Origin of the sequence: Rouxiella badensis, assembly GCF_026967515.2 — a bacterium.
In the GTDB taxonomy this organism is placed as follows: domain Bacteria; phylum Pseudomonadota; class Gammaproteobacteria; order Enterobacterales; family Enterobacteriaceae; genus Rouxiella; species Rouxiella badensis.
In genome coordinates this window covers 1562040-1582500 of record NZ_CP114062.1, presented here as the reverse complement: position 1 = coordinate 1582500, position 20461 = coordinate 1562040, and the positions used below count along the sequence as shown (strand labels likewise).

General features: G+C 52.7%; 18 protein-coding genes and 1 pseudogene. 4 read left to right on the top strand and 15 right to left on the bottom strand.

The features are described from left to right. Positions 1 to 49: 49 nt before the first annotated feature. The 4 genes from O1V65_RS07475 to exaC form a co-directional block, all read right to left on the bottom strand. Positions 50 to 457 carry a nuclear transport factor 2 family protein gene (locus O1V65_RS07475; protein ID WP_017493396.1) on the bottom strand — a complete coding sequence of 136 codons (408 nt, stop codon included), beginning with the start codon at positions 455 to 457 and terminating at the stop codon, positions 50 to 52. A gap of 168 nt (positions 458 to 625) precedes the next feature. Then, positions 626 to 1480: a hypothetical protein gene (locus O1V65_RS07470; RefSeq protein WP_269130375.1), complete on the bottom strand. Its 855-nt coding sequence runs from the start codon at positions 1478 to 1480 to the stop codon at positions 626 to 628. 352 nt (positions 1481 to 1832) lie between these two features. After that, positions 1833 to 2858 (bottom strand): alcohol dehydrogenase AdhP, encoded by a 1026-nt coding sequence (gene adhP / locus O1V65_RS07465; RefSeq protein ID WP_017493398.1) that lies wholly within the window; start codon positions 2856 to 2858, stop codon positions 1833 to 1835. A gap of 26 nt (positions 2859 to 2884) precedes the next feature. Next, complete coding sequence (gene exaC / locus O1V65_RS07460) at positions 2885 to 4405, bottom strand: acetaldehyde dehydrogenase ExaC (RefSeq protein WP_017493399.1); 1521 nt, start codon at positions 4403 to 4405, stop codon at positions 2885 to 2887. 285 nt (positions 4406 to 4690) lie between these two features. Here exaC and O1V65_RS07455 point away from each other — a divergent pair, with 285 nt between their 5' ends. Further along, positions 4691 to 6466, top strand: coding sequence for a sigma-54-dependent Fis family transcriptional regulator (locus tag O1V65_RS07455; protein WP_269130374.1), 1776 nt, complete (start codon positions 4691 to 4693; stop codon positions 6464 to 6466). Positions 6467 to 6491: 25 nt separating this feature from the next. Here the strand turns inward: O1V65_RS07455 and O1V65_RS07450 are convergent, their stop codons facing one another. Both O1V65_RS07450 and O1V65_RS07445 read right to left on the bottom strand, forming a co-directional pair. Next, positions 6492 to 7829, bottom strand: coding sequence for an ABC transporter ATP-binding protein (locus O1V65_RS07450; RefSeq protein WP_227955216.1), 1338 nt, complete (start codon positions 7827 to 7829; stop codon positions 6492 to 6494). Between the two features lie 11 nt (positions 7830 to 7840). After that, the gene (locus tag O1V65_RS07445; protein WP_084912309.1) at positions 7841 to 9577 is read right to left on the bottom strand and encodes an ABC transporter permease; all 1737 of its coding nucleotides are present in this window, start codon (positions 9575 to 9577) and stop codon (positions 7841 to 7843) included. A 234-nt stretch (positions 9578 to 9811) separates the two neighbouring features. Here O1V65_RS07445 and O1V65_RS07440 point away from each other — a divergent pair, with 234 nt between their 5' ends. Beyond that, a complete protein-coding gene (locus O1V65_RS07440; RefSeq protein ID WP_026110740.1) occupies positions 9812 to 11689 on the top strand; it encodes a potassium transporter Kup in 1878 nt (625 codons plus the stop codon). Between the two features lie 49 nt (positions 11690 to 11738). Here O1V65_RS07440 and O1V65_RS07435 read toward each other — a convergent pair whose 3' ends face one another. The 7 genes and pseudogenes from O1V65_RS07435 to O1V65_RS07405 all read right to left on the bottom strand — a co-directional run bounded on the left by O1V65_RS07435 (position 11739) and on the right by O1V65_RS07405 (position 17386). Further along, positions 11739 to 12293: a glycine zipper family protein gene (locus O1V65_RS07435; protein ID WP_017493404.1), complete on the bottom strand. Its 555-nt coding sequence runs from the start codon at positions 12291 to 12293 to the stop codon at positions 11739 to 11741. Between the two features lie 40 nt (positions 12294 to 12333). Beyond that, entirely contained in the window at positions 12334 to 12675 is a 342-nt protein-coding gene (locus tag O1V65_RS07430) for a hypothetical protein (RefSeq protein WP_017493405.1), read from the bottom strand. A gap of 318 nt (positions 12676 to 12993) precedes the next feature. Further along, positions 12994 to 14316 (bottom strand): PQQ-dependent sugar dehydrogenase, encoded by a 1323-nt coding sequence (locus tag O1V65_RS07425; protein WP_269130373.1) that lies wholly within the window; start codon positions 14314 to 14316, stop codon positions 12994 to 12996. Further along, positions 14313 to 14753 (bottom strand): DUF2231 domain-containing protein, encoded by a 441-nt coding sequence (locus tag O1V65_RS07420; RefSeq protein ID WP_084912310.1) that lies wholly within the window; start codon positions 14751 to 14753, stop codon positions 14313 to 14315. The genes O1V65_RS07425 and O1V65_RS07420 overlap by 4 nt, the downstream gene beginning before the upstream one ends. Before the next feature lie 200 nt (positions 14754 to 14953). After that, a pseudogene (locus O1V65_RS07415) lies at positions 14954 to 15775 on the bottom strand (oxidoreductase); the annotation flags it as partial. A gap of 7 nt (positions 15776 to 15782) precedes the next feature. Continuing rightward, on the bottom strand, positions 15783 to 16688 hold the full coding sequence (locus tag O1V65_RS07410) for an alpha/beta fold hydrolase (protein ID WP_269130518.1): 906 nt from the start codon (positions 16686 to 16688) through the stop codon (positions 15783 to 15785). A gap of 146 nt (positions 16689 to 16834) precedes the next feature. Further along, positions 16835 to 17386, bottom strand: coding sequence for a cytochrome b (locus O1V65_RS07405; protein WP_017492116.1), 552 nt, complete (start codon positions 17384 to 17386; stop codon positions 16835 to 16837). A 142-nt stretch (positions 17387 to 17528) separates the two neighbouring features. On the opposite strand from O1V65_RS07405, the gene yqfB reads away from it, so the two are divergent. Further along, positions 17529 to 17834: a N(4)-acetylcytidine aminohydrolase gene (gene yqfB, locus O1V65_RS07400; RefSeq protein WP_017492117.1), complete on the top strand. Its 306-nt coding sequence runs from the start codon at positions 17529 to 17531 to the stop codon at positions 17832 to 17834. A 12-nt stretch (positions 17835 to 17846) separates the two neighbouring features. Here the strand turns inward: yqfB and O1V65_RS07395 are convergent, their stop codons facing one another. Further along, positions 17847 to 18488: an HD domain-containing protein gene (locus O1V65_RS07395; RefSeq protein WP_227977478.1), complete on the bottom strand. Its 642-nt coding sequence runs from the start codon at positions 18486 to 18488 to the stop codon at positions 17847 to 17849. Positions 18489 to 18610: 122 nt separating this feature from the next. Here O1V65_RS07395 and O1V65_RS07390 point away from each other — a divergent pair, with 122 nt between their 5' ends. Then, a complete protein-coding gene (locus tag O1V65_RS07390) occupies positions 18611 to 19588 on the top strand; it encodes a GlxA family transcriptional regulator (protein WP_017492119.1) in 978 nt (325 codons plus the stop codon). On the opposite strand, the gene O1V65_RS07385 is transcribed toward O1V65_RS07390, so the two are convergent. Beyond that, positions 19585 to 20448: a LysR substrate-binding domain-containing protein gene (locus O1V65_RS07385; protein ID WP_017492120.1), complete on the bottom strand. Its 864-nt coding sequence runs from the start codon at positions 20446 to 20448 to the stop codon at positions 19585 to 19587. The genes O1V65_RS07390 and O1V65_RS07385 overlap by 4 nt on opposite strands. Between the last annotated feature and the right edge of the window lie 13 nt (positions 20449 to 20461).

The window sequence follows — 20461 nt, the reverse complement described above, 5'->3', positions numbered from 1 at the left end:
TACGTCGATTCTGAGCTTTTGGGCTTTAGCTCGACCTTGTCTTCAATTATTAGCTTTTGGGGATTATCAATCCTTTGCTATTTGCTGCCGGCGTTCCCTGATGAAATCTCATCTGCCAGCGTCCACTTTTTTCATTGAGCTTCCAGATCGACGACCGCAATGTTTGCCGTGTTACGTTTCCTACGTGGTCGCGGGTAAAACTTTCGTAAGTCAGCAACGTCACCCGATCCTCTAGAAGACTACATTTAAAATTGCTGGCCACTATTTCTAGCCGCTCAGTTTCCTGCAGTAAACTTTCTATCACCTCCTGCCTGACATATACCTTTCCAGAGCGACCTATCTCCGTGAACGCCGGGTGCAGCAAATCCTCGAGCATACTGGCATCGCTGCGAATTCCAGGCTGATGGAGCTTCCTTTCGAGTGTGATTAGCCGCTGAGTTAATATATCGAGTTCCATCTTTACTCCTAAAAGATCGCGCTACGTGAAATCTGAGTACTTTGCGGCCCCAATTACCCGTAATGATGGCGAGAGAGATAGGATTATAATAGAAGTTGTCGTATCGGGATTATCGGTGGCGCGCAAGGGAATTCTCCCCTTGCGCTCTGTCAGGCAGATTTTATAACCCTACTCTGCCGACGTTGGCGTTGGCGTTGTGGTCGTCGTTGATGAAGACGCGGCTGCTGGCGTTGTCGTTGAAGTCGATGAAGACGTCGTGGACGAATCTGTTGGCGTCGTCGCCGTGGACGAAGAAGATGTTGAAGACGCTGCAGGTGCGGTTACTGAGGTTGACCCCGTCGAGGCCGGCGTAGTTGTTGTGGTCGAAGCAGCGGCCGGAGTTGTCGTGGCCGAAGTAGACGCTGGCGTGGTCGCTGAAGTTGCTGGCGTTGCTGGCGTTGACGTCGAAGTTGCTGCCGGTGTCACAATCGAGGCTGGCACCGCAGGAACCCCCGTTGCCGCTGGAGTCGCTGGAGCAGCAGGCGTCGCAGCCGGAGCCGGAGCCGGGGTTGGAGTCGGGGTTGGAGTCGGGGCTGGCGTATCGAAAATCACCTTGGTGGCAGGACGCACTTTGAACGATGGCGTCGTATCCGTCACGGAGTAATTGATATGCTGTTCGTATTTCGTCGTGGTAGTCACCTCAACCGCAGGGATAGTCACACGACCCACCATTGAACGTGCGTAACCCCCGATTTTGTGCTTGCCGGCATTGACGTGCAGTTCAACGGTTTGACCCAGGGCCAGAATACCGGCGTCTACACCGTCAACCGTCACGTAAATTGGTGCACCGTCATCAGCCAACTCTCTAAGATGAGTCACAGTCACTACCGTCGGTCCGGTAGAAAAATCCGTTGCCTGAGGCTTGGCCGGAGTTAAGGCTGAGGCAGCGGCCGAGGTGGCTGCTGAGGTAGCTGCGGTAATCTTTGCGCAGCCGGTCAGCGCAAAAGCTGTCGTGACAGCAATCAGGGTGAAACGGTTAATCATGTTGCGACGTCTTCCTATCGTGGTTTTGTGACTTGTGCACCAATATAACCTATCTCGGGATCGAGATGAATATCAGCTTAATTTTCTTACACAAAACTCGCAGCGATTGCTAATTTATATTGGGGTGAACGGCAGCGAAATGAAACATGAAGGCATCTCTCCTGTGAGAAGTTACCGGTAGTGGAATGACAGAGTGACAGTGTCACGGGCCAAGTATATGGCAACGCAGGAGCAAATGGGCTTTTATGAGGGATGGAAAATCGTCGTTGATTAACTCGAAGATATGCTAACAGTCTGAAAAAATGACTTTATATAGAAGAGGCCCCGAGCGGAGCCTCTTGATAAGCCTGTTTTAAAGAGCTAAATCGACCACGATGCGCCCTTCAATTTTGCCTGCATGCATACGGGCAAAAATATCGTTAATATTGCTGAGAGGTTCAACCGCAATATTCGCCGCCACTTTATGACGACCGGCAAAATCTAACGCCTCCTGCAGATCTTTACGTGTACCTACAATCGAGCCGCGGACGGTGATACCGTCAAGTACCATATTGAAGATTGACAGATCAAAGGTGCCCGGAGGCAGGCCGTTTAAGACCATCGTCCCCCCACGGCGCAGGGTGCCAATGGCTTGCTCGAACGCTTTAGGCGAGACGGCGGTCACGAGAACGCCGTGTGCACCGCCGAAACTTTCGTGGAACACTGTTGCTGGATCCACGTTTTTCGCGTTGGCGACCACGGTTGCCCCCAGTCGCCTGGCAAAAGCCAACTTGTCATCATCAATATCAACCGCCGCGACGTTCAGGCCCATCGCGACCGCATATTGAATCGCCATGTGGCCCAGCCCGCCAATTCCCGAGATGACCACCCAGTCGCCCGGCTTGGTTTCGGTCATTTTAAGACCTTTATAGACCGTGACACCTGCGCAGAGGATCGGTGCAATTTCGTTATAGCCCACGTTATCGGGCAAGATACCCACGTAGTTTGCATCGGCCAAACAGTACTCAGCAAAGCTGCCGTTAACGGAATAACCGGCGTTTTGCTGCGAATGGCATAGGGTCTCCCAGTTGTCCAGACAGTGTTCGCAGTGGCCACAGGCGGAATATAACCAGGGCACTCCCACGCGATCCCCCTCTTTTACGTGCTTTACGCCCTCACCTACGGCAACCACATACCCAACCCCTTCATGACCAGGAATAAACGGTGGCTGCGGTTTAACCGGCCAGTCGCCCTCCGCAGCGTGTAGATCCGTGTGACAAACACCGGTGGCAACAATTTTTACTAACAGTTGTCCCGCTCCAACTTCGGGGATCGGGACTTGTTCAATAACCAAAGGTTCACCAAAGGCTTTCACTACTGCGGCTTTCATCGTTTTCATCTTGTCACTCCATCAAGGAAACAGGCTTAAAACAGACCTAAAGGCGCCGTGTCATAGCTGACCAGCAAATTCTTGGTTTGTTGATATGCGGTGAGTGCCATTTTGTGCGTCTCGCGTCCCACACCTGACTGTTTGTAGCCACCGAATGCCGCGTGTGCCGGATAAATGTGATAGCAGTTGGTCCATACACGACCGGCCTTGATAGCACGTCCCATGCGATACGCGAGGTTGGTGTCTCGTGTCCAGATCCCGGCACCGAGACCAAACTGAGTCTCGTTGGCGATCGCCAATGCTTCAGCCTCGTCTTTAAAGGTGGTGACGCCGATGACAGGTCCAAAAATTTCTTCCTGGAAGCTGCGCATTTGGTTGGTGCCTTTAATCAGCGTTGGCTGGATGTAGAAACCGTTATCAAACTCCGGAGCGATGCTAGCGCGAGCTCCCCCGACGAGAATCTGCCCTCCTTCGTCGCGGGCAATATCGATATAGGAAAGGATTTTATCGTACTGCTGGCGTGAAGCCTGTGCACCGATCATGGTGTCAGTGTCCAGGGGATCACCACGGTGAATGTTGGCAATTTTTGCCATGACGCGTTCCATGAATGGCGCATAAATAGATTCATGGATAAGCGCGCGTGAAGGACAGGTACAGACTTCGCCCTGATTGAAGAAGCCCAGCACTAAGCCTTCGACCGCCTTTTCAATGAATTCAGGCTCGGCGTTCATGATGTCGGCGAAGTAGATGTTCGGCGATTTACCGCCCAACTCTACGGTGCACGGGATAATATTCTCTGCCGCGCAGGCCATGATGTGGCGGCCAACAGGGGTGGAACCCGTAAAGGCAATTTTGGCGATACGCTTGCTGGTTGCCAGGGCTTCACCCGCCTCTTTACCATAGCCTTGGACCACGTTGAGCACGCCAGCCGGGAAGAGATCGCCAATCAACTCAAGCAGCAACGTAATGCTTAGCGGCGTCTGCTCTGCGGGTTTCAGGACCACACAGTTACCTGCAGCCAGCGCCGGGGCAAGTTTCCAGGCGGCCATCAGCAGTGGGAAGTTCCAGGGAATAATTTGGCCGACAACACCAAGAGGTTCATGGAAATGGTAGGCCACGGTTTTTTCGTCAATCTCTGCCGCACTGCCTTCCTGCGCACGCAGACAACCTGCGAAATAGCGGAAATGATCGGCCGCCAGCGGCAGGTCGGCGTTCAGGGTTTCGCGAACCGGCTTACCGTTGTCCCAGCTTTCTGCCACCGCCAGGTATTCAAGGTTTTCTTCAATACGCGAAGCGACCTGTAACAGCAGGTTGGAACGATGTTGAGCGCTGGTTTTGCCCCAGGCGTCGGCCGCTTTATGCGCCGCATCCAACGCTGCATCAATATCTCGCGCATCGGAACGCGGGAATTGGCCGATGTCGCTGCCATCAACTGGGGAGGTATTCATGAAATATTGACCGCTAAGCGGTTCTACGAATTTGCCATCAATATAGTTACCGTAGGCGGCTCTGAGTGAGAATAAAGCGCCTGTTGTTCCGGGATGTGCATAACGCATCGCAAACTCCTTATGTAGGTTACGGCTATCAGAGATAGGCAACCGCCACAGCAAACTCTGAATGGGCGGCATACGGTTGCCTAAGTTACATTGCAGGCGCCGTGCCAATCTTTCACTTTACGACTTTTAGTAAAATATTTTTATTTATTAGATATTTAAAATAACCCAAGCCGCATGTACTTCTCTGCTGTCACCTAAATTCTCGTTATGTGTTGCAAATCGCAACACTTGCAAAACCAAATTACTACAATAATGCAACACATATTAATGGGCTTGAGGTTACCAATGCAGGGAAATTCGTCAGCCACTCCCCCCTCCGCGACAGCACCTAATTTAGTACTGAGTGACTCCTGGTTTCGCAGCGAGCTTTATGGCCTGGACCGCACGGCGGATGACTTTCCACGCATCCGTCAAAGCGAGCTCGCCGACCTGCTCGCCAATAACGCGGCGCTGCAACAGTTTGCACGGCCTGCCATTAAGGCACTGGCGGAGAAAATTGCCGAAAAACAGTCGGTGGTTGTTCTTTCTGATGCCACTGGGATGGTATTGAATTCGTTTGGTGATATGCAGGCATTGCAAAAAGCCCAGCGTTTTGCGCTCGCCCCCGGTAATTTATGGAGCGAATGCGGCCGGGGAACCAACGCCATCGGCACTGCATTGGCCATTGACGGTGGCTGTGAAATCTACGGCCATCAGCACTATCTCACTAGCAATCAAGGACTTTACTGTGCGGCGACGACGCTGCAAACGCCAAACGGACAGATTGCCGGCGTGCTGGATATTTCTGGGCCAGCGCAGTATCCACATCCCCATACCCTGGCATGGGTGAAAGAAGCGGCAAAGCACATCGAATATCTGTGGATGAAACAGAGCCTGAATCCTGACCAGTGGCTGATGAGTCTGCATCCGCAGATCAATGGTCTTGATAACGTTGAGGAAATGCTGCTGATATTTTCAGATAACGTGTTGATGGCTGCCAATCGCGCAGCGATGCATGAGCTGGCTCTGGACATCACCGACTTCGGTAGCCAAACCTTCCAGCAGCTTTTCCCGCAGACTGAACAGCAGGCCAATAGCGTGCCGCTGCCCATCACCTCCCGTCATCAACAGCGCTACTTCCAACGCCTGCGTGCTCCGGCGCGTAGCCATTTCCCATCGGCGTCTGTCCCTGAGAGTGACCTCTTCCTCGCGCTTCGTGGCAACGCCGACAAAATGGTGCGCCTGCTCAACGCGGGCGTATCGCTCTGCATTCAGGGTGAGACCGGCAGCGGCAAAGAGTATATCAGTCGGGCTTTGCATCAGCAGAGTCGCTGGAAAGCAGGGAAATTTGTCGCCATTAATTGTGCGGCCATTCCGGAATCGCTGATTGAGTCCGAGCTCTTCGGCTATCAGCCAGGTGCCTTCACCGGCGCGAGCAAGAATGGCTACATTGGAAAAATTCGTGAGGCTGACGGCGGCGTGCTGTTTTTGGATGAGATAGGTGATATGCCACTTTCGCTTCAGACACGTTTGCTGAGAGTGCTTCAGGAGAAAGAGGTTGCGCCGCTGGGTTCGGCACGCAGCTGGCCGGTAAGTTTCGCCGTAATTTGTGCGACACACCGCAATCTTCTTCAGCGGGTTGTCGACGGCGGATTCCGTGAGGACCTGCTGTACCGTTTACAGGAATTCTCGATGACTATTCCGCCGCTGCGCGAGTGGCCGGCCCTTCCCGCCTTTATCGCCCAGCTCTGGCGAGAACTGGGCGGCGAAAAGCGCGGCATCGTTTTATCACCCGCGCTTATCGAAATGCTGGTGAAAAACCGCTGGCCGGGAAACGTGCGTCAGCTGCGGAGTTTAATGAAAGTGTTGCTTGCGCTGGCGGATGACAATTCAGTACTCGGCTGTGACTCCTTGCCTGAAAACTATCAGCTTGAGGTCAGTAAACCTGTTCCTGCACTACACGAGCATGACGATCGGCTCATTGACGAAACGTTGAGGCGTTTTAATGGCAACATCAGCAAGGCGGCACAGGCTTTAGGGATTGCACGCAGCACGCTTTATCGGCGTGCCGCGCGGCGTTAATATTTTCTATGTCCGGGCGCCTAAATTAGAATTCGACGTCCTCGAGGCTGAAGTATTCGGTCTGGTCATTGTAGGAAAATATCTCGGCATATCGGCCCCAGTTAACGACCGTATCCAACGTCTCCTTGGCGGCACCGTCTGACAGGAAGTCTTCAAGCTCCTGCTCGAAGCGAACGCGTGGCGCGCGATGTCCGGGGCGATCGTCAAGCACGGTTTTAATCAGCGCCGCCAGCGGCACAAAACGCAGCAGATGTTCTGCAAACATCACTTTGCGCTGCTGGGTGTCGATATCAGCAAAAATACGCGCCTGCGGCGTCAGGAAAATGTCCCCTTCACGCACATCGGCAAAGCCCAGCGATTGCAGAACTTCGGCGATTGGGAAGAGATCGTCGACCTCAAGATGCAAAGTACGCGCTATGTCTGGCATATCAGCACGGCCAAAGTAAGGCTCACCCGCCAACGTCTCAATCAGACCCGCAATCAGGTTAGTAGAAACGTGCGGCAGTCGCGTGCCGAGTTTTAGCCCTTTTTTCACCGTTTCACTGTTGGGACGTGCGGTCATTTTGGCGTACACGTCATCAACCAGACGGCGGAACTGTGGGTCCAGTCGATTGCGTGGATGTGGGAATGGCACCTTGATTTCGGCAATGACGCGACCAGGATTCGATGACAACACTAGAATACGGTCACACATAAACACCGCCTCCTCGATGTTGTGTGTCACTATCAGTATCGACTTGATGGGCATCTGCCCCTTATTCCACAGGTCGAGCAAATCGGTACGCAGCGTCTCGGCGGTCAATACGTCCAGCGCAGAGAAAGGTTCGTCCATCAGCAGCAAGGTCGGGTCAACGACTAGCGCACGAGCAAAGCCGACTCGCTGCCTCATTCCGCCCGAAAGCTCACGCGGGTAGGCGTTCTCAAAGCCGTCGAGACCGATAAGGTCGATGGCCGCCAACGCACGTTTTCTGCGCTCTCCGGCGGCAACGCCCAGCGCCTCTAGCCCGGCTTCTACGTTTTGTAACACGGTCAACCAGGGGAAAAGCGCAAAGGTCTGAAACACCATTGCAACGCCCTGCGCTGGCCCGTTCAGCGGTTGCCCAAGATAGTCGACGTTACCCGAACTTGGGGTGATCAGGCCGGAAATAATCCGCAGCAGCGTCGACTTCCCTGATCCAGAACGCCCCAACAGCCCGACAATCTCACCTTCGCGCAGCGTGAGATTAACATCATCCAGAATCAACACTTCGCCGTGGGTTTTATCATACCCGTGATTCACTTTTTTCACCGCGAGGATCTCTTTACGCCCTTCCGCTTTAGTATGCTGAGCGCCAGCGTTCAACGTATTTTGATTGTCTTGCATAAAAACGGTCCTTAATCTGCACGGAATCTGGATTCGGCGTAGGCATATAGAGGCCGCCACAGCAGCCTGTTAAACAGGGTAACGAACAGTGCCATGACGGCAATGCCGAGGATAATTTTCGGGAAGTCGCCCGCCGCCGTGGTCTGTGCAATGTAGGCACCCAGCCCATGCGCCGTCACTTTGGTGTCGCCCCACTGTACAAGCTCAGAGACGATACTGGCGTTCCACGCACCGCCTGAAGCCGTGATTGCACCCGTGATGTAGTATGGGAAAATACCCGGCAGCATGACCTGTTTCCACCATTGCCAACCGCGGATATGGAAATTAGCCGCCGCTTCACGGTAATCATTCGGAAATGCCGTGGTTCCTGCCACCACGTTGAACAGGATATACCACTGGGTTCCCAATACTATCAGCGGTGACAGCCAGATATCCGGGTTGAGGTGGAAATGGACGATAACGATAACAAACGCCGGGAACAAGAGGTTTGCCGGGAAGGCCGCCAGAAACTGGGCAATAGGCTGGATTTTACCTGCCAGCCCCGGACGCAGCCCAATCATTACGCCAAGCGGCACCCAAATAATTGACGAAATAAAAATAAGCACCGTTACCCTGAGCAGGGTTATCAGGCCCAGAACCAGCACATGCCCCACGTCGCCGAGCGTGACTCCGGTTTGTACATAGGAGATGACCCGATAGGCAACATAAACGGTGAGCAGAATAACCAGCAAACTCCAGACAATATCGCCCCAGCGGGAAAGGCGTTTCTGTTCGATTTCTGGACGGTGCGCTCTGAAAGTCGGTAAACGCAGCGGAATACGTGCAATCAGGGAGAGCAACAGCCCTATCGGTGATAAGAGCTGGTGAATGAGTCGAGTCTGCCGCATCAAGTCGAGCACCCAGGAGGTCGGTGCGTCGCTGGAGCGGGTATTCTCCATGCGAAATTTATCGGCCCAGGCAACCAGCGGCCTGAACAGCAGCTGATCGTAGGCCAGAATCACCACGGTCATTGTCAACAACACCCAGCCAACGGCATGAATATTCTTGTTTAAAATCGCTTCGGCAAGATAGCCGCCTATTCCCGGTAAGGTAAAGGTGTTGTTACCGACGGTGATCGCTTCGGAGGCCACGATGAAAAACCAGCCACCTGACATTGACATCATCATGTTCCAAATCAGCCCGGGTACGGCGAACGGCACATCCAGCTTCCAGAAACGCTGCCACGCCGTGAGGTGGAATCCGCGTGAAACCTCGACCAAATCACGTGGCACGGTACGCAGCGACTGGTAAAAACTGAAGGTCATGTTCCACGCTTGACTGGTAAACAGCGCGAAGATAGCCGCAAGTTCCACCCCCAGAACACGGCCGGGGAACAGCGCGATAAAAAAGGTGACGGTGAAAGAAATATAGCCCAGCACCGGCACCGACTGCAGGATATCCAATATTGGCACCAGCACTTTCTCGGCACGACGACTTTTGGCGGCCAGCGTTCCGTAGACCAGGCTAAACAGCAGCGCAGCTACCATCGCAACCAGCATTCTCAGCGTAGTGCGCAGCGCATACTCGGGCAAATTTGCCGGATCCAGAGAAATAGCCTGCGTCTTTAGGCTGGTGATGGGCAAGAGTGTTTGATGAAACCCCACCGCTGCCATAGCAATCAAACCGATAATCAAGGGGAAAGCAACGCCATCCCAGGCATTTGGCAATAGGCGCCAATTAGCGGCGTTAACATTAAAACGGAAGTTCATAAACCCTCTCTTTGTATCGTGGGGTCGAATTTGTGCGCCATTATTCAATATACTTATTAAACAGATGCTCTCAACGAAGCACTGTTCACAGTAAATTTATAAAATAAGTTTAATTTAGCATGACAGCATTATGTGACTATTCTGAGTATAGCTACCCTTTGCGTCAGGCACAGGATAAAGACTGGCCATAAAGACAATTAAATCATTGAAATGGAAACTTTCGAGGCATGCGGGATGTCAAGTGACAACGTAACGGAAAAGCAAGACTCACCCGGCCTGAAAATGCTGGCCTTGGGTGCTTTAGGCGTGGTGTTTGGGGATATCGGTACTAGCCCACTTTATACCTTAAAGACCGTACTCTTTTTATCGGGCGAAGCCCCCTCACCTGGCGTTATTCTTGGGCTGCTATCATTAATATTCTGGACATTGGTCATTGTCACCTCGCTAAAATATGCGATGTTCGCCATGAGAATGGATAACAACGGTGAAGGCGGAATTATGGCCTTAATGTCGCTGCTGGTGAATAAAAACAGCAAACGGCCGCTGGTTATTTTCGCCGGAATTTTCGGAGCCGCGCTTATTTATGGTGATGGCGCTATTACCCCGGCAATTTCGGTGCTCTCTGCACTGGAAGGGATAAATATGGTTCTGCCGGAGTCGAAAACGGTCATTGTTACGGCGACGGTAATTATTCTGGTGACGCTATTCTCGATACAGGCCATGGGCACGGCAAAAATTGGTAAGCTGTTCGGCCCTATTATGGCGCTGTGGTTTATCGTCATTGCCGCATTGGGTATTTGGGGAATCGTTCAGCACCCTGCGGTTCTCGTGGCGCTTAACCCCGCCCACGGCGTGAAATTTCTCTTCTCACACGGCATGGCCAGCTTCCTCGTTTTAGGCGGTGTTTTCCTCTGCGTTACCGGTGCCGAAGCGCTCTATGCCGACATGGGACACTATGGCCGTCGTCCCATCTGGCTTGCCTGGTTCGGGTTGGTCTTTCCTAGCCTGTTGTTGAATTATGCCGGTCAGGCGGCGCTGATTCTTTCCGGTGCAGACGTGACTGAAAATATATTTTATCGGCTCTGTCCGCCTTCACTGTTAGTTCCGTTGGTTATTCTCGCCACCCTTGCCACAATTATTGCCAGTCAGGCGATTATCAGCGGTGCGTTCTCAATGACGCGGCAGGCTATTCAGCTCGGATGGCTACCGAGGATGCGAATCAAACAGACTTCGGCAGAAAGTTACGGCCAAATATATATCGGCGTCATCAACTGGCTGTTAATGGTCGCGACGGTATTTTTAACCGTGTTTTTCCAGTCTTCCGACCGGCTCGCCGCCGCCTATGGTATTGCCGTTTCTTTCACCATGATCATGACCACCGGGCTGATATATGTCTCGATGCGCGAGGTGTGGCGCTGGAATCTGGTGATAAGTCTGTTGGTGGCAGGCGTTTTCTTTATTGTTGATATCAGCTTCCTGGGCGCAAACCTGATTAAAATCCTTGAAGGGGGTTATATTCCGCTGCTCATGGCGGTGGCGCTCTACATCGTCATGATGGTCTGGCATCGCGGTGTCGAAACTGCATCACGCATTATTCAGGATAAAACGCAGCCGGTGAGTGAATTCCTGGCTGAGATAGAGATGCATCAGGTGCCACGCGTTCCTGGAACTGCGGTGTTTCTGACGCGTTCGAGCGGTACTCCGACCATTATGCGTTGGCACGTATCGCGCAACGGTTCCTTGCACGCTCAGGTGCTGGCGCTGAATATCCATATCGATAACGTGCCCCGCGTCTCTCCCGCCGAGCGGTTACAAATATGTAAGGTTGCCCCGAACTTCTGGCACATCAAGGCGCATTATGGGTTTATTGAACAACCCGATATTTCCAGCCTGTTCAGCAACAGTAAAATTCAGGAATTGAATCTGGATAAAGAGACCATGACCTTTTATGTCGGACATGAAACTATTTTGCGCCGTCAGGGGAAAGGAAGAATGCCTGCGTGGCAGCGGCATCTGTTCTCATTAATGGTTCGCAACAGTGCGCACGTCACCGACCACTACCATCTGCCGAGTGACCGGGTGGTCGAAATTAGCCGCCAGGTCGCACTGTAATAAAAAAGCCCGGGGATCTCCCGGGCTTTGAGTGACAGCGCGTAATACATTAATAGTCCGGCGGCGCACCGGCATCTTGTTGTGGATAATCTGGCGGAGCCCCGCTGTCGCCTGGATTATAATCCGGTGGCGCACCCGCATCGGATGGCGATACCTCGTAGCCTGCTGGCATCGGTACTTTATCGCCTTTCGCATACATACATTGGATATACACGCTGTTATAGCGCTGCTGTATGTCGTCGTTACTTTCCATTGATGAGTCATTGCCCATCGCGCTGCCGACAAGCAGGCCACTGCCCGCACCAATCAGCGCGCCGGGGCCAGCGTGGCCGGACGCAGCGCCCAGCAAGGCACCGCCTGCCGCACCGATAATCGTTCCCGCTGCTGCTGTATTCACGGCACTGTTGTTTGCCTGCTGTGAGGCCTGATTCAGTCCGCTGCGTGCATAGTTCTGGCAGGTGGAATCGTCGGCCATAAACTGCTCGTAACTCTTACCGGTTCCCGGCATCGCCGTCACATTAGGACCGGTCGGCGGGCTCACACAGCCGGATAAAAGTACGGTTCCCAGCGCGAGGGCAACGGGTGCGAACGCAATGATTTTCATGTTACTTGACCTCGAATAGCCGCAATCGAATTAGGGTTAATTACCGTGGTGCCAGTTTCTGCCAACCGGTTGGGCAGCGTGGGATCTGCGGGTAATAACCTACCGGGTTGTGGCAGTAATAACTGGCAGAGGCCGGTTTTTGTACATAGACCTGGGGCGCCGGAGGCGTCACGTAAACAACCGGTGGTGGGCCATAATACGGAGGCGGTCCCCAATAGTAAGGATCGGGTCCCCAATAAGGGCCTACGCCGACGACGACGCGTGGGCCGCCCCAACCGCCACGATAACCGCCGTGGTGATACGGATATGCCTGGGAAACACTGCTTGCACCTAACCCGACCAGCAGGGTTGCACAAATCCCGAATAGTGTGAGCTTTTTCATCACAGACCCTCGAATGCAGATTAGAAAATGATTAATAGTAATATACGCCTGCTTTCGGAAAGTGTTATCAGGTGAAGGAGTAAAACATTCGTAAAATTGCGGTGTAAATAATGGAGAGAGTGTTTGAAATGATGTCATCTTATTGAAAAGTGCCCGCCGAGGGCTATAAAAGGCGGGCATCTGAGTTTTATAAACGATTTGTTTAATATATACAAACCATAAACGAAGTTGGATTTGTAAATTAAAACGTAAATAAAATCGTCAATTAAATTCCAAATAGAGCTTCCTAATAAAAACCCTGTTTATCACGCCTGTATTTTATTGGCTGTCCTGCCCCGTTACGCGCCATACGGTATTGCCAGCATCATCGACAATCAGCAATCCACCCAGCTTATCCATCGCTAGTCCGACTGGCAATCCGCGCACCTGTTTCTGATCTTCGGTCAGGAACCCCGTCACGACAGGCTTTGGTTGCCCTACCGGCTTGCCGTCCTTGAAGGCAACATACACGACCTGATAGCCATTGAGCGGTTTGCGATTCCAACTGCCGTGCTCACTGATAAACGCCCCGCCGCGATACTCGGCCGGAAGGTTGGTGCCGGTATAGAACCAAAGCCCCAAGGGGGCGACGTGCGAGCTGAGCGCGTAGTCCGGCCTGATGGCCTTCTCGACCAAATCCGGGCGCTGCGGCCTGACCCGCTGGTCAACGTGCTGGCCGTAATAGCTGTATGGCCAGCCATAGAAAGCGTTTTCCTGCACCGAGGTCATATAATCAGGGACCAGATCGGCACCGATTTCATCGCGTTCATTGACTACTGCCCACAGTTTGCCGGTTTGCGGCTCCCACTGTAGCCCGGTCGGGTTGCGCAGCCCGCTGGCATAAATACGGCTCGCACCGGTTGCCACGTCTACCTCGAGAATATCTGCACGACGATATTCAGCGCCGATGCCATTTTCCGTAATGTTGCTGTTAGACCCTACGCCGACGTAAAGCTTGCTGCCGTCTGGGCTGGCAAGCAGCGACTTGGTCCAGTGATGGTTAATCGGACCGCCCGGCAGATCGGCAACCTCAGTCGGCGGTTCGGTTATTTGCGTTTCCCCGCTCTGATAGGGGTATTTCACCAGGCCGTCGGCGTTGGCAACGTAAAGTTCATTGCCAATCAGCTGAACGCCAAACGGCGAGTGCAGATTTTCGAGGAAAATATGCTTTTCCCAGGTATTGCCATCGCCATTGGCATTTCTGAGCAGAGTAATGCGATTACCGCCGGGCCCGCCTTTACCCGAGGCCTTCTGTACCATGCCCATGATGATTTCTTTCGGTTTACTGGTCACCCCCGGCGGACTGTTGGCTTCGACCACCAAAACATCGCCATTAGGCAACACCGTTATTTGACGAGGATGCATAAAGCCGTCTGCAACCTTCGCAATTTTTAGGCCTTCTGCCACCTTTGGCGTCTCTGCCGTTTTCCATGTAGTGCCGCTCGGAACTTGCATCGGCGGCAGTAGGAAATTTTTGGCCGCTGGCAACTCGGGATTGCTCCCCGTCTGCTTTTCGGGGGCAATTTTGGCCGCCTCATCGCAGCCTGCGAGTAGCAACGGCACAGTCAGCGCTAGCACGGATAACGCAAAGCGTTTTTTCATTTTGCTTCTCCATAAGCTTTGCGTTGGCGCAGGGCAAGCTGCAAATTGGCGATAAGCAGTAACAGTACCACCAGGCTCGAAAGCGTGACGCCCGCTGGCACCACGGCAAAGGCGTCGCGGCTGTGAATAAAGGCGTTGAAAATCGACAATATGATAGCTAGCGCACTGGCCCAGAAATGCAGTTTTACCGCCGAACTCTGCGGATAAGAAGTACCGACCCACACCTGTACCAGATTAATTAAACGCGGAATAATGGCGATCAATAAGCCGAAAACAATCAACCAGCTGGCCGCCTGAGTCCAGGCTATTTCGCTGCTATAGATATAAATAATGTCAAATATCCAAGCGGCAGTGAAAAAGCCGATCGGCAGCGGATCGAGAAGCGAAACAAACCCTGCGGCAAGCGCAGAATTTTGCGGTGTTATGAGGGACGTCATTCACAAGCTCCTTATAAAAAATAAATCACAGCGAGAGGCCGGATAAACGCGCCTTCACTCAGGGTGCTTGTAAATATTAGTAAAAATTATTAATTTATGTACGCAAGTAATAATTAAAATTAATTAATTGCGTATTGGCACGATAATTATCAGCGCTTGTAGCAGCATTTTTGGGAGAACTTTCGCTCTCCCGGCTTTATTTAGCTCACCTGTTTTTCGACGTACTCAAGCGCGGCCCGTAGCGATTTTTCATTCGGGTGGTTAGGGAGTAAGTGAATGGACTCGGTAGATTTTAGCGTGCGTGCAATCAGACGAGCTATCTGCTCATCGTCATGAATATCAACCCGAAGTTCAGCCAGGCTGACCGGCAAATCCAGACGCTTGTAGAGAGCAATCAGCTGAGCGACCACCTCATACTGCTCCAGCAAGGCACTCTGCACCAGAATGCCATAGGCCACCTTGGTACCGTGCAGGAAGGCATCGGTTTGTGGCAAGGCGGTCAGCCCGTTATGAATCGAATGAGCCGCAGCGATGCGGGTAAAGCGTTCGCCAAGACCGCCCACCAGCCCGCCACCAGCAATGATAGCGTCGATAACGTTGATAAGCGATTTGCTCAGCTGATTTTTACTCTGCGCCTCAAGCGCTCTCTCGCTTTCGTTAAGTAACACGTCTCGAAGGGTGAGCGCGGTGTTTAGACCCAGCTGTGCGGTCAGCGGAAGCTCAGCAGGCTGCGGACAAAGCACCACCGCTTCATACCATTTCGCTAAAGTATCGCCGATGCCGGCAAGCAAATACTCCTTCGGCGCCTGTAAGATTATCTGCGGTTCGACCACCACCAAATGATTAGCGTCATTGAATATTTCATAACTCAAGGCCGTACCTTGGTCGCTATACCAGACCGACAGTGGCGTCCATGCGGCACAGGTCGCGGCGATAGTAGGAATAGCCACTACGTTAAGATTCAGACGACGCGCCACCGCCTTGGCGGTATCCAGCACGGCACCGCCACCGATGCTCGATATATTCATTTTATAAATCAAAGAAATTACGCAGCGCCTTTTCAACGGCTTCAGGCTGTTCTTCCTGCAGGAAATGTCCACTTTTAGCAATGACCGTCCCCTTCACGTTTTCAAAGAATGGACGTAAAGGTGTCGCCATATCGGCAATCGAGCCTTGTTCAGCGCCGATCGCCAAAACCGGCGTTTTCAGTTTACCCAAAGATTTGAAATGTGCATTTTGTGCCGCAGAAACCGACAGCGCGCGATAGTAAGCCAGACCTGCACGAACGCCTCCGCTTTTAGTGAAGGTACGCAGATACTCATTAATATCTTCTTCGCTAAAGGCATCAGGGGCGGCGGTTTTTCTTCTCAGGAACCACTCAAGATAAACGCGTTCCTTTCCGGCAATAAGCGCCTCAGGCAAGTCAGGGATCGCATGGAAAGCGAAATGCCAGGTCCTCCAGCCTCTTTCTGTGGAATGAGGCACGGCATCGGGTAATGTCACTCCCGGAATACCGGCATCCAGAATGGCCAGTTTCTTTATCTCGTCACCAAACATGGCAGCATACGGATAAGCGACCCAGGCCCCGACATCATGGGCGGCAAGATAATATTCAGTCACCTCTAAACGTTGCAGGAGCGAACGCACTTTAGTGGCCACGGATTTTGTATCGTATCCTTCAAGAGGCTTGTCTGAATCGCCCTGACCCGGAAGATCCGGGGCAATAATCCGATAGTGTTCTCCTAAAGCAGGCATAACTTTGCGCCACGAATACCAGCTTTCTGGAAACCCTGCCAGAAGAACCAACGTCTCCCCTTGTGCGTTACCGCCCGTCACATAATGAATCCTGACACCCTCGAGTGTCTCATAGTGGTGCGTGAATCCCTCTACAGCGGGAGCGATTGGAGAAAGGCAAGAGATTGAGTTTGCCGTCATTAGGTAATCCTCGTTATTTAGGGAATGATCATTTCCTAATTTAGCGGCAGAGTGACCAAAAAGCCACTCTTGTGTTTCTAAATAATCAGCAAGCAACAAACAGAGTGAGTCAGGAGCGGCATCTCTCCTGACTCAAGAAAGGAAAATCAGGCTTTTTTATTGCGGACCATACTCAGTAAAACCGAGTCTTTATCAACGAAATGATGCTTCAACGCAGCGAGAATATGCACCACCACCAGCGCACCGGCAAACCAGGAAAGGTAGATGTGCACCGGTTTGGCAATGGAGACTAATTGAGGATTCTTTGCGACCAGTCGCGGAATATCGAACAGATAGGCAACCGGCACGTTATAGCCGCTCCCCCAACTCAGCAGACATCCACTGACCGGGAGAATAATCAAAATCAGATACAGCGTCATATGTGCCGCATGCGCCGCTCTCTTCATAAGGGGAGAAATACTGTCAGGCAGCTGCGGGGCCGGGTGGGTATAGCGCCAAAAGACGCGAATAACGATGAGGAACAGGATCAAAGTAGCAATATTCTTATGCAGATCGATGGTGGATTCCTTTGCCGGGCCACTGGGCATAATATTGGCGCAATAAAATCCAATCGCCCATGCGACAATAAAGATTGTCGCCATAATCCAGTGTAGTCTTTGTGCCGTCTTCGTATAGTAAGTACCCGTGTTTGCTTTCATCGAGGGGTTCCCCGTGGAGGTGAGTAATAGCAACATTAGCATGGGTATTATTAGGGCAGATAGCAATTTGCTGTAGGGAATACGTCTGTAGACAACTGAATTTGTAAACAATAATGACCAAAATATTCGCTTAGGAACATCCATGAAAAACATCACCTTCTATCGCCGCTTTGAGGCCGATATTCTTGCCGGACGTAAAACCATTACGCTAAGAGATAAAAGCGACGCCGATTATTCACCCGGTGATAAAGTCAGCGTAGCGCGTTATGAAGACAATCAGTTCTTCTGTCACATTGTGGTTAACTCGGTGACGCCGGTGCTTTATGAGCATCTCGATGACACCCACGCCCAACAGGAAAATATGACCTTAGACGAGCTGAAAGCGGTGATCGCCGAGATTTATCCTGGGATCACCGAACTTTATAAGATTGAATTTACGCTGCAATAACCCAGTTAACCGCTATGAAGGCCAGCGTGAAGCGCGGATAATCGAGCAGAAATTGCCTTTATCAAAACCGGGCTGTTTGTCGGCAATAACATCCGCCTTCACGTTACCAAAGGTTGTCTGCGGCTTGTCTTTAACCCCCTGATAGAAAGCTTCGATAATGTCTTCTTTGAACTGCGGGGTACGGGGATACGCCGCAACTACCGCCTCACGTTCTTCGTCACTGTACCCTGCATAGTTAATCCCCAGTACGTCCATCTCGACGCCCGCCGTCACCAGCGCAATAACCGGGTCCATAAATTCGGGAATACCCGGCGTGGTGTGAAGTGCAATCGCGGTCCAGACTTTATCAATATCTGCCTGGCTAATCTGATGCTGGCGTAAAAAGTCGCGCGCCGCGTTCGCCCCATCAACTTCAAAACGTTTGTCACAGCTACAGTGGTCGTGGGTTAAGCCCATATCGTGGAACATACAGCCGATATACAGCAGTTCGTGGTCAACGACGACCCCACGCTGTTGTCCTGCAAGAGCGCCCCAGTAATAGACGCGGCTGGAGTGATTGAACAATAATTCTGATTCGGTATCACGCACGAGTTCTGTTGCCTGCTGTGCCATACGGCTGTCTGGGATATGAATGCCTTTAACGTTGAGTGTCATGATGTGTCCTGCCTGTCGGGTTGAAAGTATGGAATGACAATAAACCTCGCGCAGCTCGTCCTCAATCGTACTATTATGACTATATAAGACATAATGACCTCCTGAGACATCGGAACAAACGAATGATCAAAAAAGTGCAGATTTTGGCAATTCCCGGCGTTCAGCTGTTGGACGTCTCCGGCCCGCTCGACGTTTTCGCCGAGGTGAATCAGCAGATGGGACGCAAAATTTATCAGCTGGAGGTGCTGGCAATCGACTTGCTCAACGTGGTGACCTCATCGGGTATTTGTTTGCTGGCGCAGAAGCGGCTCCAGGATGACGCCGATGAAACTGCCGACACGCTGCTTGTCGCCGGTGCGCCGGATATTGCGCAATTTATTCCGTCGTCTGAGCTGCTCGACAGGCTCCGCCAGCGCGCTTTAAACAGCCGCCGTTATGGGTCGGTGTGCACCGGCGCCCTGCTGCTTGCCGCGACCGGCCTCTTGGAGGGGCATCGCGTCACTACGCACTGGTCGGTCGCCGAGGCGTTTGCGCAAAGTTATCCGGGGATTCAGGTCGATGCTGACGCTATTTACATCGCCGAAGGCCCCCTGCGCACGGCGGCAGGCGTTACCTCTGGATTAGATCTGGCATTGATGATGGTGGAGGAGGATTTGGGCCGTGACGTCGCGAAGACCGTCGCCGCGCAGTTGGTGATGTTCTTTAAACGCCCAGGCGGCCAGATGCAGTTTAGCCGCATGGGGCGCACCTCGCTGAGCGGCCGCTCGGCGCTACAAGACCTGCAACGTTGGGCGATTGGCAATCTGGAACATCCGCACTCCGTGCAGTCGATGGCCGAACATATGGGCGTTAGCACCCGCCATCTTTCACGTCTGTTTACGCAGGAGATTGGCCTGACGCCGGGAGAATGGCTGGAGCAGGAGCGCATCAATTATGCGCGCCATTTGCTCGAGTCTGCCGAGCTCACGCCAAAACAAATTGCCGCCAAATGCGGGTATTCAAGTATCGATATTTTGCGCCGTGCGTTTTACCGTCAGCTGAAGGTCAGTCCGGCGCAGTACCGCAGCTACTACAAAGATAAAAGACAAAATCGGGCTTAAGCACGATCACCGGCGGCATAGGCCTCGGCGGCTGATTTCAGCCAGGCACAGAAGATATCCGCCTTGCGATTTTGCTTTTGCCTGCGGAGTGTAACGTAGCTGAGTCCGCTTTCGATAAACCCCTGCGGCGCAATCAATCTCCCTGATGCAACATCATCGGCAACCAGTGGCCACGGGGCGATAGCCACACCTAACCCTGCGGTTGCCGCCTCCAGCATAAAGTAAAAATGCTCAAATTCGGCTGAACCCTGCTCCCCTGTTTCTACGCCAGCCCGTTGGGCCCAATCCGCCCATGCACTCCTGCGTGAAACGGTATGCAGCAGCGACGCCCCCGCAAGGACGACCGAGGGGGCATGAACCGGACCAAACTTCTCATTAAACAGTTCGATAACCTGCACCCCTATCGGCCAAGGCGCTTTACCGACGCGAATCGCGACATCGACGTTATTGCCAATCGGGTCAGACGAGGTTCCCGAAGAGTTCAGGCGTACGTTAATGCCGGGATGCGCCGCCTGAAAATGATGCAGGCGCGGTATCAGCCAGCGCATGGTAAAAGTGCCGGGACAAGAGACGTCTAACGCCCCTTCTGCACTGTCGGCAATCTGGCTAATCGCCGTTTCCATTTGGTCAAAAGCGGCGGTGAGCGCGGGCAGCAACTGACGGCCTGTTTCCGTCAGTCTCGGCGCATGTTTAGACCCATCAAACAGCGGAACGCCGAGCCAAGCTTCTAACTGCTGCACCTGTCGACTAATCGCACCGTGAGTCACGGAAAGTTCCTCGGCACCGAGTTTTATCAGGCCTAACCGCGCGGCAGCTTCGAAGGCACGGAGAGAATTCAGCGGTGGAAGTCGTCTGGCCATTGTGACTTTTTCT